The organism is Pseudomonas sp. GW821-FHT01E10 (assembly GCF_059422365.1).
In genome coordinates, this window is sequence record NZ_JBWKWT010000021.1 from 1 (window position 1) to 13,957 (window position 13,957).

General features: G+C 60.3%; 12 protein-coding genes, 2 tRNA genes and 1 pseudogene. 5 read left to right on the forward strand and 10 right to left on the reverse strand.

Features of this window, described 5'->3' with window-relative positions:
- Positions 1-76, reverse strand: a tRNA-Gly gene (locus AC07V0_RS25335).
- 2 nt (positions 77-78) lie between these two features.
- Positions 79-154 (reverse strand) — tRNA-Glu (locus AC07V0_RS25340).
- A gap of 394 nt (positions 155-548) precedes the next feature.
- Between AC07V0_RS25340 and AC07V0_RS25345 the strand changes: the two genes are divergently transcribed.
- Positions 549-1,307 (forward strand): hypothetical protein, encoded by a 759-nt coding sequence (locus AC07V0_RS25345; RefSeq protein WP_064616541.1) that lies wholly within the window; start codon positions 549-551, stop codon positions 1,305-1,307.
- A gap of 112 nt (positions 1,308-1,419) precedes the next feature.
- On the opposite strand, the gene AC07V0_RS25350 is transcribed toward AC07V0_RS25345, so the two are convergent.
- The 4 genes and pseudogenes from AC07V0_RS25350 to AC07V0_RS25365 form a co-directional block, all read right to left on the reverse strand.
- Complete coding sequence (locus AC07V0_RS25350) at positions 1,420-2,301, reverse strand: methyl-accepting chemotaxis protein (protein ID WP_495020049.1); 882 nt, start codon at positions 2,299-2,301, stop codon at positions 1,420-1,422.
- Positions 2,281-3,384: pseudogene (locus AC07V0_RS25355) on the reverse strand (HAMP domain-containing protein); the annotation flags it as partial. The pseudogene AC07V0_RS25355 and the gene AC07V0_RS25350, both read right to left, overlap by 21 nt.
- Positions 3,385-3,770: 386 nt before the next feature.
- Positions 3,771-5,147: an aminotransferase-like domain-containing protein gene (locus tag AC07V0_RS25360; protein WP_111455156.1), complete on the reverse strand. Its 1,377-nt coding sequence runs from the start codon at positions 5,145-5,147 to the stop codon at positions 3,771-3,773.
- A gap of 300 nt (positions 5,148-5,447) precedes the next feature.
- The gene (locus AC07V0_RS25365; RefSeq protein WP_138866982.1) at positions 5,448-6,209 is read right to left on the reverse strand and encodes an SDR family oxidoreductase; all 762 of its coding nucleotides are present in this window, start codon (positions 6,207-6,209) and stop codon (positions 5,448-5,450) included.
- Between the two features lie 235 nt (positions 6,210-6,444).
- Here AC07V0_RS25365 and AC07V0_RS25370 point away from each other — a divergent pair, with 235 nt between their 5' ends.
- A complete protein-coding gene (locus AC07V0_RS25370; RefSeq protein ID WP_018926267.1) occupies positions 6,445-7,449 on the forward strand; it encodes an NADP-dependent oxidoreductase in 1,005 nt (334 codons plus the stop codon).
- Positions 7,450-7,521: 72 nt separating this feature from the next.
- Here AC07V0_RS25370 and pyrF read toward each other — a convergent pair whose 3' ends face one another.
- Positions 7,522-8,220 (reverse strand): orotidine-5'-phosphate decarboxylase, encoded by a 699-nt coding sequence (gene pyrF / locus AC07V0_RS25375; RefSeq protein ID WP_167331181.1) that lies wholly within the window; start codon positions 8,218-8,220, stop codon positions 7,522-7,524.
- A gap of 292 nt (positions 8,221-8,512) precedes the next feature.
- Here pyrF and AC07V0_RS25380 point away from each other — a divergent pair, with 292 nt between their 5' ends.
- From AC07V0_RS25380 to xopAW, 3 genes are all read left to right on the forward strand, one after another.
- Complete coding sequence (locus AC07V0_RS25380; RefSeq protein ID WP_019581208.1) at positions 8,513-9,271, forward strand: response regulator; 759 nt, start codon at positions 8,513-8,515, stop codon at positions 9,269-9,271.
- Entirely contained in the window at positions 9,271-10,323 is a 1,053-nt protein-coding gene (locus tag AC07V0_RS25385) for a sensor histidine kinase (RefSeq protein WP_018926270.1), read from the forward strand. The genes AC07V0_RS25380 and AC07V0_RS25385 overlap by 1 nt, the downstream gene beginning before the upstream one ends.
- Before the next feature lie 142 nt (positions 10,324-10,465).
- Complete coding sequence (gene xopAW, locus AC07V0_RS25390; protein ID WP_192350869.1) at positions 10,466-11,317, forward strand: XopAW family type III secretion system calcium-binding effector; 852 nt, start codon at positions 10,466-10,468, stop codon at positions 11,315-11,317.
- A 38-nt stretch (positions 11,318-11,355) separates the two neighbouring features.
- On the opposite strand, the gene AC07V0_RS25395 is transcribed toward xopAW, so the two are convergent.
- The 3 genes from AC07V0_RS25395 to AC07V0_RS25405 all read right to left on the reverse strand — a co-directional run bounded on the left by AC07V0_RS25395 (position 11,356) and on the right by AC07V0_RS25405 (position 13,955).
- On the reverse strand, positions 11,356-12,411 hold the full coding sequence (locus AC07V0_RS25395) for an AI-2E family transporter (protein ID WP_018926272.1): 1,056 nt from the start codon (positions 12,409-12,411) through the stop codon (positions 11,356-11,358).
- A gap of 69 nt (positions 12,412-12,480) precedes the next feature.
- A complete protein-coding gene (locus AC07V0_RS25400) occupies positions 12,481-13,287 on the reverse strand; it encodes a DUF4892 domain-containing protein (RefSeq protein ID WP_018926273.1) in 807 nt (268 codons plus the stop codon).
- Between the two features lie 8 nt (positions 13,288-13,295).
- The gene (locus AC07V0_RS25405; RefSeq protein ID WP_018926274.1) at positions 13,296-13,955 is read right to left on the reverse strand and encodes a glutathione S-transferase family protein; all 660 of its coding nucleotides are present in this window, start codon (positions 13,953-13,955) and stop codon (positions 13,296-13,298) included.
- Positions 13,956-13,957 lie beyond the last annotated feature (2 nt).

Sequence of the window (13,957 nt, forward strand, 5' to 3'; positions counted from 1 at the left end):
TGGAGCGGGAAACGAGACTCGAACTCGCGACCCCGACCTTGGCAAGGTCGTGCTCTACCAACTGAGCTATTCCCGCATTGGCGTCCCCTAGGGGACTCGAACCCCTGTTACCGCCGTGAAAGGGCGGTGTCCTAGGCCACTAGACGAAGGGGACACACGTACAACATTCACTCCCTACCGCGTTTCGCTGTGTGCTTTACGCTGTAAGTGGCGCGCATTCTATGGATGGATTGAGGGGTCGTCAACCCCCAGATATAAATTTATTTAAATCAATGACTTCGCCCTGCTTTTGGCAGCGATTCAGGCTTTTGTGTCGCCTGACCTTTGGCGCCTATATTCTGGCATCCACCAAGACGCTATAGTCCATGCCGAGATGATGGCAATGTGCACCTCGCACGCTATTTACTTATAGAAGCGGCATTGCGGCCGATATAAGAAGAGCTATAGCCGATTCACTCGTCGAGCAACCCTATGCGCCCATATGCCAAGCCAACTACACTCGACTCGAACGCGAACCCCATAAAGAGGTCTTACCGGTGACACCACTCATGATCACCCTGCTAGTCGTAGCCGGGATCGCACTATTGATCGCCATTGGCTACATGAACCATGTGGTGGAAAACAATAAGCTGGAAAAAGCCCGCACCAAGGTTGAACTCAACGACCGCCTGCGTCGCTGCGGCGAAATCACCGAGACCTTTCCCGGTCAGTTCATGACACCCGCGCTCAAGTTGCTATTGACCCGTCTGGAACTGAACGTCTGCCAGCGCCTGCTCAACCTGGAAAAAACCAGCCCCACGCTCAAGCCACGGATTACCGAGCTGAGTGCCTTGGTTGCCCAAGGCGAATCGATCCCGGTCAACAACCCGCCGGCACCGATCCAGACCGAAGCCAAGGCCAAAGACGTGCGCTTCCTGCTCGAAGCCCTGCATGGCCAGATCACCCGTGCCGCACAGGACGGCTACCTGCCGACCAACGAAGCCAAGCACTGGATCCGCGAGGTCCGCCACATCCTGGTCCTGCTGCACATCGAATTCTTCAACAACCTTGGTCAGCATTCCCTGCAACAGAACCAGCCAGGTCAGGCCCGACTGGCCTTCGAACGAGGCGTGCAATACCTGCGCAAACAGCCGGAGCCCCAGGTCTACAGCGAACAACTCGAGTACCTGGAAAAACTCCTGGCCCGCGCCAACGACCAGGTCATGGACAAGATCGCCCCGGTTGAAGGCGAAGTGAACCAACTGACTGAAGGGCTCAAAGACGTCGAGGCTGATGCCGACTGGAAGAAGAAAGTGATCTACGACTGATCATGCAAATGCTGAAAAGCCACCGGGTCAGGTGGCTTTTTTTTTTGCGTTGGGATTGATGCCCGCCAGAGTCAATAGATCATCCGGACACAGCCCGGGCCTTCGGCAGCTGCTACAGCTTGAAATGCCCCACCATCCCCCTCAACTCACTCCCCAACTGCGCCAGTTCAATACTCGACGCCGCATTGCCCTGCATCGCCAATGAAGACTGATCCGCACTGGCGCGAATGCTCGTGACACTGCGATTGATCTCCTCGGCCACCGAGCTCTGCTCCTCCGCAGCCGCTGCTATCTGCTGGTTCATCTGCTGAATCAGCGACACCGCCGCCGCAATACTCCCCAATGCACTTTCGGTCTGCAACGCATCGCTCACCGCCAGCTTCACCAACTCGCCACTGCTCTGAATCTGCTGCACCGACGATTGCGCCGCCGTGCGCAAGGCACTGACCAGGCGTTCGATTTCCTCGGTCGATTGCTGGGTTCGCCTGGCCAGCGCCCGAACCTCATCGGCCACCACCGCAAAGCCCCGGCCCTGCTCGCCGGCACGCGCCGCCTCGATGGCCGCATTGAGCGCCAACAGGTTGGTCTGCTCGGCAACGCTTTTGATCACGCTGAGCACCGTGCCGATGTTCTGGATTTCTGCACTGAGGCTTTCGATGCTGGAGCTGGCCGAGGTGGCCGAGTCCGCCAGTTGCTCAATTCGCGCCATGCTCTGACGCACCACCTGCTGACCGCTTTCGACCTTGCCGTCGGCCGTCTGCGCCGCCTGGGCGGCCTCCTCCGCGTTACGTGCCACATCGTGCACCGTGGCGGTCATCTGGTTCATCGCAGTGGCGACCTGCTCGGTTTCTTCTTTCTGGCTGCTGACTTCAAGGTTGGTCTGCTCGGTCACCGCCGACAGCGATTGCGCAGAGCTTGCCAGCTGTTCGATACCGGCCTGCAAACCACTGACAATGCTGCTGAGCCCCGCGCCCATTTGCTGCATGGCTTGCATCAACTGGCCGATCTCGTCACGGCGGGTCACCTCAATCGTCGCGCTCAAATCGCCCGCGGCGATCTGCTGGGCGACACGGATCACGCTGCGCAGCGGTGCGACGATCAACCGGGTAATCACCCACGCGGCAATCAGCCCGACCAGCAAGGCCAGTGCCGAGGAGCCGATGATCAACAGCGAGTTCTTTTTCAGCTCTGCCTGCATCGACCGGTCTTCGGCAACGTAGGCCTGATCCACCCGCTCCACCACTTGCGCGGCGCGCTGGTGGAGTTGCTCGGAGACGGTCTTTTCCTGCGCCAACAGCCTGGTGTACTCGGCGAGTTTTTCAGTGAAACTGCCGATATGACCCGACACTTCATTGAGGACCGTCTGGTAACCCTCATCCTTTACGGTAGCTTTCAACTGTTCGGCCTGGGCCAGCGCCTGGTCGGCTTGCTCGATCTTGCCCTGCCCGGCACTGTCGTCGCCCTTGCGGCTCTGATCCAGACGTACGTGCGCTTCGTTCATGGCCTGCAACATCAGTCGCGAGACCTGGCTGACCTGATTCGCCTGCTCGATGAATTGCGCACCGTCCTTGCCCTCGGACTCCTTCAAGGCATAGGCGCCATCATCGCTAAGCCCGGACTGCAGCACATCCAGGTTATTGGCCACACTGGACACCGACCAACTGGCCATTTCCAGCGCCAGGTCCTTGGCCTGACTCAGCGAGACGAACTCGTCAAAGGCTTTGCGATAAGCCCCCAGAGACTGTTCGACGTCATTCATGACCGGCACGTTGGCTGCGGACTGAGCCTTGAGCTCGGTCGCCAGCGCGATCAACGCGTCCACCCCCGCGTGCAAGGCTTCCACGGTTTTCGGGTCGCCGCGCAAGACGTAGTCCTGCTCAAGCAGACGCACCTTGAGCAAACCGCTGTTGAGCGACGACATCTGCTTGAGCCCGTCGAAGCGATGACTGATGGTTTGCAGGGACCATACGCCAATGGCCGCCACCAGGGCTGTCAACAGCAGCACCAGTACAAACCCGACACCCAGTTTTTTCGCCATACCGAGGTTGGCAAAACGTCCTTGCACGGCCGAAATCATTGCGCTTAGTCCCCTGCCATTATCTGTTGATGCAGATTCGCAACGGGCTTGTGCCAACACAAGTCTCTGGCGTCGGAATAATGGCCAAAAGCTACGCCAGCGTCGTTTTCAGAACGCTTGAGGTCGATCCTCAGGGTCTGTTGACGTTTGGTGACGACCGCGACGGATGCCAACGTTGCGCAGGGCAAGGCGCGAGGAACGTGGTTTGGTTGTTCCAAATAAGTTCCGAGCAACGCAGCCCTGCGCAACGTTGGCTCCGTCCCTTCGGGTTGCGCGCCAACGTGCGCGAGGCTGCGTTGCGGGATTTGCCAAGGGAACAACCATTGGCGGCATCCCGCGCCTTGCCTCGCGCACGTTGGCATCGCAACGCGGCTCGCCACCAAACGTCAACAGACCCTGGCGGTAGCCTGAAAAAATGCCCGAGCACGAGGATCACAGGCATAGGCAACGTTGATGCGCTGCCAGTCATGAGCCTCGCCGGTGGGGCTGAATGCCGTTGCGCATGACAGACGGATGCCGAAGCGTCGCGCCTGAACCTGCACCTGAACGGCGTCGGCCTTGCGCGATCGCGCCCAGATGAACAGGCCACCTGCGGGTTTGCCGAAAACCTCCCATTCCGCGTCTTCAAGCACCTGCAAGGCCGCGTCCCTGTCGGTGCTTAAACGCTGGCGCTGACGCTGCACCAATTTGCGATAGGCACCACTGGCCAATAAAGAAGCCAGCACCGATTCGCTGAACCGTGAAGCACCCATGCTGCTGATCATCTTGACCTCGGCCAGTCGCGCAATGACGTCGGCACCCGCCACGACAAAGCCGACCCGCAACGAACTGCTGAGGGTTTTGGAGTAGCTGCCGACGTAGATCACGTTGTCATCGATACCCAGTGCCGCAAGACGCGTCCCGGGACCGCGGTACAAATCCGCATAGACGTCGTCTTCGATCACCAGTACGCCATGCTTTCTGGCCAGCTGCATTACCTGCCGAGCCACGCCCAAGGTCAAACTGCTGCCGGTGGGGTTGTGATAAAAGCTGTTGATGAACAAGCCACGGGGTTTGTATTTCAGCAACAGTGCCTGGAGTGCTTCGGTGTCGGGTCCGTGAGGCGTTCGTGGGACTTCGATCATGCTGACCCCGTGCAGCCTGAGCAAATCGAACAGCATCGAATAACCGGGGTTCTCCACCACCACGCAATCGCCCGGTTTGAACAACGTGCGCACGATCAGGTCGAGCCCATGACTGGCACCCGCCGTGGTGAGGATTCGACTTTCATCCACCGCGATATCCAGCTGCTTCAGTCGTTTGAGGATCTGTTGGCGCAGGGCAAGCAGGCCCAGCGGTGTGCTGTAGTTGAACAAACCGGCCATATCGGTGCGGCTGACCTGGCGTATGGCATAGCTCAGGTCGTCAGTCTCGCGCCAGCTTTCGGGTAATCCGCCGCAACCCAGCTTCAGATCGCCCGCGACGCCACTCTGCTGCTCAACCCCCTCGAACCAGGAAAAATCCCGTTGCCCGTGAGCGGCAAGCGCCGTTGCCGCGACAAAGAAACCCGCCCCGCTACGCGTGGCCAGCACACCTTGGGCCACTAACCGTTCACAGGCCTCGACAACACTGGATTGGCTGAGCAGATTGATCCGCGCGATTTGCCGCACGGAAGGCAAACGTGTCCCCGGCGACACCTCGCCACGATGGAGCCAGTCGGCCATCGCGTCGACGATTTGCTGCACGACCGGCACCAATGCCTGTCGATCGATTCTCAACTCCATGAGCAAGCAAACTCCTGTCTGTTTTGCGGAAAACAGTTAATCACAGGAGCGCTCGACAAGATGTGCGACAAAACCGCCAAAACCGTCGGTTCTAACCATTTGAAACACAATGCCCGGTGTTTTCACGGAACCGATGGCAGTGTGCGTAATGCTGAGAAACCTGTGGCGAGGGAGCTTGCTCCCGCTTGAGTGCGTAGCACTCACAAAAACCGGCAATGGTTGTCAGATTTTTGGGGCCGCTACGCAGCCCAGCGTGAGCAAGCTCCCTCGCCACAAAAGCAGGTATATCGAAACGCCTGATTAAAACGCCGTGACCCCACCATCCACCGCCAGCGAATGACCGGTGGTGAACGCCGCGCCGTCGCTGCACAGGTACAGCACCGCGCTGGCAATCTCCTCGACCTTGCCGATACGTCCGACCGGGTGCATGGCATTGGCGAACTCGCCCTTCTTCGGGTCCGCTTCATAGGCCCGACGGAACATATCGGTGTCGATCACCGCCGGGCACACCGCATTCACGCGAATCTTTTTCTTGGCGTATTCGATGGCCGCCGATTTGGTCAGGCCGATCACCGCATGTTTGGAGGCGGCGTAGATGCTCATCTTCGGCGCAGCCCCCAGGCCGGCGACCGAAGCGGTATTGACGATCGCGCCGCCGCCCTGGGCCAGCAGCAATGGCAACTGGTACTTCATGCACAGCCAGACGCCTTTGACGTTGACGCCCATGATCGCGTCGAACTCATCGAGCGTGCCCTCGGCCAGTTTGCCTTTCTCGATTTCGATGCCGGCATTGTTGAAGGCATAGTCGAGACGGCCGTAGGCATTCACGACCTCGTCCATCAGATTTTTTACATCGCTTTCCACAGTGACATTGCAGCGCACGAAGGTCGCGTCACCGCCGGCAGCGCGAATCAGCGCCACAGAGCTTTCACCACCGGCCACGTCCAGATCGGCCACCACCACTTTCAACCCTTCGGCGGCGAACGCCAAAGCGGTTGCGCGGCCAATCCCATTGGCCGCGCCCGTCACAACGGCGACCTGGCCGGAAAACGTCATGCTCATTGTTATGTCCTCGAAGGCAAGAATGTGGGGATCGCGAGTTCCCAGTCTAGCCACAGGGGCCGATGCCACGGCAGCACTATCAGAAGGCCGGTTGGGCACCCATGAGTGGCAGTGATGGAACGGCCGCCCTGACTATCACTGCACTGGATCGATGTGCATTCGCCGTGTCAGCCAACCTTGCAGCATCGTCCATGAAGGTCTATCAACAAGGCTTCATTCATCTTGAGTGCCTGTCATGACTACCCAGACCAATCGCCAGTTCCTGCTCGCCAAACGTCCCGTGGGGCCAGCTACCCGCGAGACGTTCACCTATCAAGAAGTACCAGTCGGTGAGCCTGCGGCAGGTCAGATCCTGGTCAAGAACGAATACCTGTCCCTGGACCCGGCCATGCGTGGCTGGATGAACGAGGGCAAGTCCTACATCCCTCCGGTCGGCATTGGTGAAGTGATGCGTGCATTGGGCGTAGGCAAAGTCATCGCCTCGAACAATCCGGGCTTTGCCGTGGGGGACTACGTCAACGGTGCCTTGGGTGTGCAGGATTACTTCCTTGGCGAGCCGCGAGGTTTCTACAAGGTCGATCCGAAACTGGCGCCGCTGCCGCGTTATTTATCCGCGCTGGGCATGACCGGAATGACCGCCTACTTCGCCCTGCTCGATGTCGGCGCGCCGAAAGCCGGCGACACCGTGGTGTTGTCGGGCGCGGCCGGTGCGGTGGGCAGCATCGCCGGGCAAATCGCCAAGATCAAAGGTTGCCGGGTGGTCGGCATCGCCGGCGGCGCGGACAAGTGCAAGTTCCTGATCGATGAGCTGGGTTTTGACGGTGCCATCGATTACAAGAACGAAGACGTGATCGCCGGCCTCAAGCGTGAATGCCCGAAAGGCGTCGACGTGTATTTCGATAACGTCGGCGGCGATATTCTCGACGCCGTGCTGAGCCGCCTGAACATGAAGGCACGGGTGGTGATTTGCGGTGCCATCAGCCAGTACAACAACAAGGAAGCGGTCAAAGGCCCGGCCAACTACCTGGCCTTGCTGGTCAACCGCGCGCGGATGGAAGGCTTCGTGGTGATGGATTACGCCGCACAGTTCGCCGCTGCCGGGCAGGAAATGGCCGGCTGGATGGCCAAGGGGCAGCTCAAGAGCAAGGAAGACATCGTCGAGGGACTGGAAACATTCCCGGAGACGCTGATGAAGTTGTTCAGCGGCGAGAATTTCGGGAAGTTGGTGTTGAAGGTATAAAAGCTTCGCGGGCAAGTCGGATCGCCGCACCGCTCGCTCCTACAGGAGCGAGGCTTGCCCGCGAATCGGCGCTTAAGCGATTTCTGCGACGACCGCCGCCAACGCCTTGGCCGGATCCGCCGCCTGGCTGATCGGACGGCCGATCACCAGGTAATCGGAACCGGCATCCAGCGCCTGACGCGGCGTCAGGATGCGGCGCTGATCGTCCAGGGCACTGCCCGCCGGACGAATCCCCGGCGTCACCAGTTGCAACGACGGGTGGGCGGCTTTCAAGGCCTGGGCTTCCTGGGCCGAGCAGACCAGACCGTCCATCCCGGCCTTTTCCGCCAGCGCGGCCAGGCGCAGCACCTGCTCCTGCGGCTCGATGTCCAGGCCAATACCCGCCAGATCCTCACGCTCCATGCTGGTCAGCACGGTCACGCCGATCAACAGCGGTTTCGGGCCGCTGCGCTGATCGAGCACTTCGCGGCAGGCGGCCATCATGCGCAGGCCGCCGGAGCAGTGCACATTGACCATCCATACGCCCATTTCCGCAGCCGCCTTGACGGCCATGGCGGTGGTGTTCGGAATGTCGTGGAACTTGAGGTCCAGGAACACTTCGAAACCCTTGTCGCGCAAGGTGCCGACGATTTCCGAAGCGCAACTGGTAAACAGTTCTTTACCGACTTTGACCCGGCACAGTTTCGGGTCCAGTTGATCGGCCAGCTTCAGTGCGGCGTCACGGGTGGGGAAATCCAGGGCGACGATGATAGGCGTCTGGCAGGCGGACATGAGTGGGCTCTCAGGCAAGTCGAAATCGGCGCGCATTGTAGCGGAACCAGCGCCGCTGCGGGACCCGATGATCGGTAATTCGTCGTCGCGGCTCAGGCAAGACTAGCTGCTGCGGCAATTGTGTCTAGCCCGATACACACACGACACGCCCACAACACCCTTCAACGCTACCCTCGTCAGCCGCAACAAGCCCTACAGCACTTCCCGCCTCACGGCCGGACGCCTATGCTGAAGCCACAACCTCGCAGCCTATCTTTGTGGTTGGCAGCCTACCTGGCAGATGAACGCACGCATGCACAATTCCCCAGCACCTCTGAACGACGATCAAAAAGCGCCGGCCGATGACAAACGCTGGAGCATTCGCGCCCTGATCGTCGACGATGACGTTCCGATCCGCGAACTGATGATCGACTACCTGGCCCGTTTCAATATCCACGCCAGCGGCGTCTCTGATGGCGCCGCCATGCGTCAGGCGCTGCAAGCCGAGCATTTCGATGTGGTGGTGCTCGATCTGATGCTGCCGGGTGAAGATGGTTTGTCGCTGTGCCGCTGGCTGCGCGCCGAATCGGACATCCCGATTCTGATGCTCACCGCCCGCTGCGAACCCACCGACCGGATCATCGGCCTGGAGCTGGGCGCCGACGACTACATGGCCAAGCCGTTCGAGCCGCGGGAACTGGTTGCGCGGATTCAGACCATTCTGCGTCGGGTGCGCGACGACCGTACTGAACAGCGTGCGAATATTCGCTTCGACAACTGGCGATTGAACAGCGTGTTGCGCCAGTTGATCGCCGCCGATGGCCTGGTGGTGCCGCTGTCCAACGCCGAATTCCGTTTGCTTTGGGTGTTCATCGAACGGCCGCGCCGGGTGCTCAGCCGCGAACAACTGCTGGACGCGGCGCGCGGTCGCTCGATCGAAGCGTTTGATCGCAGCATCGATCTGTTGGTGTCGCGCCTGCGCCAGAAACTGGGCGACGACCCGAAAGCCCCGCAGTTGATCAAGACCGTTCGCGGTGAGGGTTATCTGTTCGACGCACGAGACATCAGCTGATGCGTGCGCGCTTCGATACGCTGTTCGGCCGCCTGTTCGGCGTGCTGTTGGTGGCGATCGTACTGGCGCACTTGTTAGCTTTTTTATGGTTCAAACATTACGGACCGCCCCCGCCTCCCCCACCGCCACCGGGTTTTTCCGAGCGCTTCGACGGCCCTCCCCCACCAATGGACCCGCGTTTCGGCAATCGACCACCACGGCCATGGTTCGGCGGGCCGCTGGTGCCACTGACCTTTCAGTTTGTCTCGCTGATCATCGCCGCCTGGTACGGCGCCAAGCTATTGACCCGCCCGATTCAACGCCTGAGCGACGCCGCCGAGCGCCTGAGTGAAAATCTCGACAGTCCGCCGCTGGATGAGTCCGGCCCACGGGAGGCGCGGCAAGCGGCGCACACTTTCAACCTGATGCAGAAACGCATTCTTGAACAAATGCAGCAACGTTCGCGCATGCTCGGCGCGGTGTCCCATGACCTGCGCACACCGCTGTCGCGGCTCAAGCTGCGGCTGGAACAGATCGACGATGAGAAGCTGCAAGGCCAGATGCGTCAGGACCTGGACGACATGATCGGCATGCTCGATTCCACCCTCACCTACCTGCACGAACAGCGCACCAGTGAGGCGCCACAATGGATGGACGTGCAAGCGCTGGTGGAGTCCCTGAGTGAAAACGCCCAGGACCAGGGCGCCGACGTCCAGGCCCGCGGCCATTGTGCCCCGCTGCAGGTTCAACCGATGGCTTTGCGCTCGTGCATCAACAACCTGCTGGACAACGCCTTGCGTTATGCCGGGGACGCGCTGATCACGCTTGAGGACAGTCGCGAACAACTGGTGATCCGGGTCATTGACCATGGCCCGGGTATCGCGGCGGAAAAACGTGAAGCGGTGTTTGAACCGTTCTTTCGCCTGGAAGGTTCGCGTAATCGCAACTCCGGCGGCGTCGGCCTGGGCATGACCATCGCCCGGGAAGCCGCGGAGCGTTTGGGCGGGCAGTTGAGCCTGGAAGAAACGCCCGGCGGTGGTCTGACCGCCGTCATCCGCCTGCCCCGCGTCTAAGCCCGCACCCACAGGATCCGGGTCTGACTGGATAAGTTGTGTGTACCCATCGGTACAAATCCCACATACCCACGACAACTTGCCCCTTGAGGCTGCATAAGCCGGTGCACCCACCGGTTTCCCATTCCAAGGAGTGAGCACAATGATCGGTAGTGTCAGCAGCTACACGAGCTATACCAGCACCAGCAGTACCGCCACCAACAGCGCCCGTAGCCAGCAATTCCAGAAAGAACTGCTCGCCAAACTCGACAACAACAGCGACGGTGCGGTGGATCAGGATGAGCTCAAGAGCGCCCTGTCGCAGAAAAACGACGATGGTCTGCTGGTCAGCCTGAGCAAGAACTTCAGCGATCTGGACAGCGACAAAAGCGGCAGCCTGAGCAGCGAAGAGATGGCCGCGATGGCCCCTCCGACGCCACCGCCGCACGATCAGGCACCGAACACCGAGCTGGCCGATGCGCTGATCAGCGCTTTGGACAAAGACGGCGACGGCGCCATCAACAGCGATGAGCTGAGCAATGGCCTGACCAGTGCCGGCAGCACGGCCGACAGCTCGAAAATCTTCTCGGCCCTGGACAAGAATGAAGACGGCACCGTCAGCCAGGACGAACTCGCCGCCAGCCTGACCCCGCCGCCACCGCCACCTCAGCAGATGTCCAGCGAAGAGCTGTTCAGCCAACTCGATACCGACAGCGATGGCAGTGTCACGGCCACGGAACTGAGCAGCGCGTTGCAGGCGAGCGACAGCACTTCATCGACCGCCACCGACACCAGCGCCGCGTTGCTCAAAGTACTCGATAGCGACAGCAGCGGTGGCGTCAGCAACGATGAACTGAAAGCCGTCCTGCAAGCCGGCCGCGAGCAGAACTCCGACAGCTCCACCAATCAGTTCAACGTGACCGAAGCCCTGAACAAAATGATCGCCAACCTGAGCAAACAGTATTCGCTCGACAACGTGGCGACCGTGGGCAAACACCTGAACGTAGCGACCTGAGTCAAAAAACTTCGCGGCCCTAAGACCCAACAAAAAACTTAGGGCCGGCGATCTTCAACCCGAGCCTGGCTCTTGCTCCAATCGGTCAACAGGCTGTAAGCCACTGCCAACAACGTCGGGCCGATGAACAGGCCGATAAACCCGAACGCAATCAACCCGCCAAACACCCCGAGCAGCACAATCACCAACGGTAAATTCCCGCCCCGGCTGATCAGGTACGGCTTAAGCACGTTGTCGACCCCGCTGATAATGAACGTGCCCCAGATCCCGAGGAACACCGCCATTCCGTACTCACCCTTCCAGGCCAGCCACGCCGTGGCCGGAATCCACACCAACGGCGGCCCCATCGGAATCAGGCTCAGCAAGAACGTCACGATCCCCAGCACCAGTGCCCCAGGCACGCCGGCAATCAGGAAGCCGATCAACGCCAGCACCGCCTGCGCCGCCGCTGTGCCGATCACCCCGTTGACCACCCGTTGCACGGTGCCCGCCACCAGTTCGATGTAATACCCGGCGCGGTCGCCAATCAGCCGCTCCAGCAACCCATGGACAAACACCGCCAAACGCGGCCCGTCCCGGTAGAAAAAGAACACAAACACGATACTCAGCGTCAACTCGAGGATCCCGCCGCCAATCTGCGCACTGCGTGCCAGCAACCAGTTACCAACCTGACCCAGATAGGGCTTGATCGCCAGCATCATCGCCGCACCTTGCTGATCGATGCTGTTCCAGATCCCCACCAGCCGCTCGCCGACCAAAGGAATACCGCCAACCCAGGCCGGCGCTTCAGGCAGACCATCGACCTGCACATCCTTGATGAACGCCGTGGCATCGCGCACGTGATCCGCCAGGTTGAACCCCAGCCACACCAGCGGCACCGCCACCAGCAGCATCCAGCCAAGCGTCAGTAACAGCGCCGCCAGGGATTCACGACCATTGAGCCAACGGGTCAACAGACGCATCAACGGCCAACTGGCAAACGCCAGCACCGCCCCCCAGAACAGCGCCGACCAGAACGGCGCCATTACCCATAAACTCGCGCCAAACAGCACCAGCAGCAGGATCTGCACCAACAGCCGATCGTTATTGACCATGTAAGATCCCGAAAAAAGTCAGTCCGCAAAGAATTGGCGAATGCGCAGAACGCATTCGCCAAATGAAGCTTATCGCAACAGTTCGAAGTGCAGGCCAGAGCCTTCGACGCTGCCGGTTTCCATCCGCGCCGTGCGCACGCCCTGGCCGATCAACGCCTGGCGCCAGGCTTCGGCACTGGGCCCGGAAACGCTGACTCGCAGTGTGGTGTCCAGGTTCAGGCCTCGGGAAATCAAACGCAGCCAGGTGTCGTCAGGGTCGCCGTCGAGTTTGGGGAAATCGAGTTTCCCGGTGCTTTTGAGCTGGCGCAGCAACGTCGCGGACGTCGGCAGCAAATCACCCAACGGCGCCGAGGCATCGAACTGTTCGACGTGCAGATAAGCCCTGCGATTACCGCGAGTGATGCTGTAAAGCGCCACCAGGGTGTTTTCTTGGGGGGCCGCCAGACGCAGCAGCAAATAAGCCTGCTGATTATCGGCGCCATAGAGCTTGGCGTTACCGAAGACTTCATTGGCCCACAGGCTGCTTTCGCCACAATCCCGGGCCTGACACCAGAACAACAGCTCGGCGCCCTGCTTCTGCAAGGCTTCGCGGGCGGCGGTGAAGGCATCGGTGGAGGAGTGCTCCGGTGGCAATTCGTAGGTGACCGAGGTGGTTTGACCGCGAGCGGTGACCTGGCCGTCGAAACGCAATTGGCCGCTGATCTTGCGGATCGAACCCAGCGGGTAAATCCGCTCGAGTTCCACCGTCGGGCGATAGTCGACGATCTGCGCATCGGTTATGCGCGGCACGATAGGCAGGTCCTGACTGCCAGGAATGTCAGCGGCCAATAACCAGGGACTGAAACTGCACAGCGCCAGCAGAGTGAGTGAACGCATGGATAGGTTCATCGGATCAACATGGCCTGGGCACCCTTGATGACACTGGCATCATCGATGCGCTCCGGCACCCGCAAACCGCGCTGCACCGCAGGGCGTGCTTCCATGGCGGCCAGCCAGCGTTGCAAGGCAGGCAAGCCGTCCACCGAGACACCGGACCAGTCATGGCCACGGACCCACGGAAAGGTCGCGATATCGGCGATGCTGTACTCGCCCGCCAGGAATTCCACGGTTTGCAGACGCGTGTCTAGCACTTCATACAAGCGTCGGGTTTCATGTTGATAGCGATCGATGGCGCCCTGGAGCTTTTCCGGGAAGTAGCGGAAAAATACGTTGGCCTGGCCCTGCATCGGGCCGATGCCGCCCATCTGGAACATCAGCCACTGCAACACCACCGAGCGCCCTTTCGGATCCTGGGGCAGCAGTTTGCCGGTCATCTCGGCGAGGTAAATCAGAATCGCGCCGGACTCGAACACGGCGAAATCGCCATTGGCGCGGTCGACAATCGCCGGAATCCGGCCATTGGGGTTGATCTTGAGGAACTCCTCGGACTTCTGTTCCTTTTTGTCGAAACTCAAGGCATGCACCGTGTAGGGCAGGCCGAGTTCCTCGAGCACGATAGAGACCTTGTGGCCATTCGGGGTCGCTGCGGTGTACAGATCTATCATGG

Coding starts and splice junctions, on each gene's coding strand:
- AC07V0_RS25405 (WP_018926274.1), bottom strand. CDS start 13,955: ATGATAGATCTGTACACCGCAGCGACCCCGAATGGCCACAAGGTCTCT.
- AC07V0_RS25380 (WP_019581208.1), top strand. CDS start 8,513: ATGCACAATTCCCCAGCACCTCTGAACGACGATCAAAAAGCGCCGGCC.
- xopAW (WP_192350869.1), top strand. CDS start 10,466: ATGATCGGTAGTGTCAGCAGCTACACGAGCTATACCAGCACCAGCAGT.
- AC07V0_RS25350 (WP_495020049.1), bottom strand. CDS start 2,301: ATGCAAGCCATGCAGCAAATGGGCGCGGGGCTCAGCAGCATTGTCAGT.
- AC07V0_RS25395 (WP_018926272.1), bottom strand. CDS start 12,411: ATGGTCAATAACGATCGGCTGTTGGTGCAGATCCTGCTGCTGGTGCTG.
- pyrF (WP_167331181.1), bottom strand. CDS start 8,220: ATGTCCGCCTGCCAGACGCCTATCATCGTCGCCCTGGATTTCCCCACC.
- AC07V0_RS25345 (WP_064616541.1), top strand. CDS start 549: ATGATCACCCTGCTAGTCGTAGCCGGGATCGCACTATTGATCGCCATT.
- AC07V0_RS25400 (WP_018926273.1), bottom strand. CDS start 13,287: ATGCGTTCACTCACTCTGCTGGCGCTGTGCAGTTTCAGTCCCTGGTTA.
- AC07V0_RS25365 (WP_138866982.1), bottom strand. CDS start 6,209: ATGAGCATGACGTTTTCCGGCCAGGTCGCCGTTGTGACGGGCGCGGCC.
- AC07V0_RS25370 (WP_018926267.1), top strand. CDS start 6,445: ATGACTACCCAGACCAATCGCCAGTTCCTGCTCGCCAAACGTCCCGTG.
- AC07V0_RS25385 (WP_018926270.1), top strand. CDS start 9,271: ATGCGTGCGCGCTTCGATACGCTGTTCGGCCGCCTGTTCGGCGTGCTG.
- AC07V0_RS25360 (WP_111455156.1), bottom strand. CDS start 5,147: ATGGAGTTGAGAATCGATCGACAGGCATTGGTGCCGGTCGTGCAGCAA.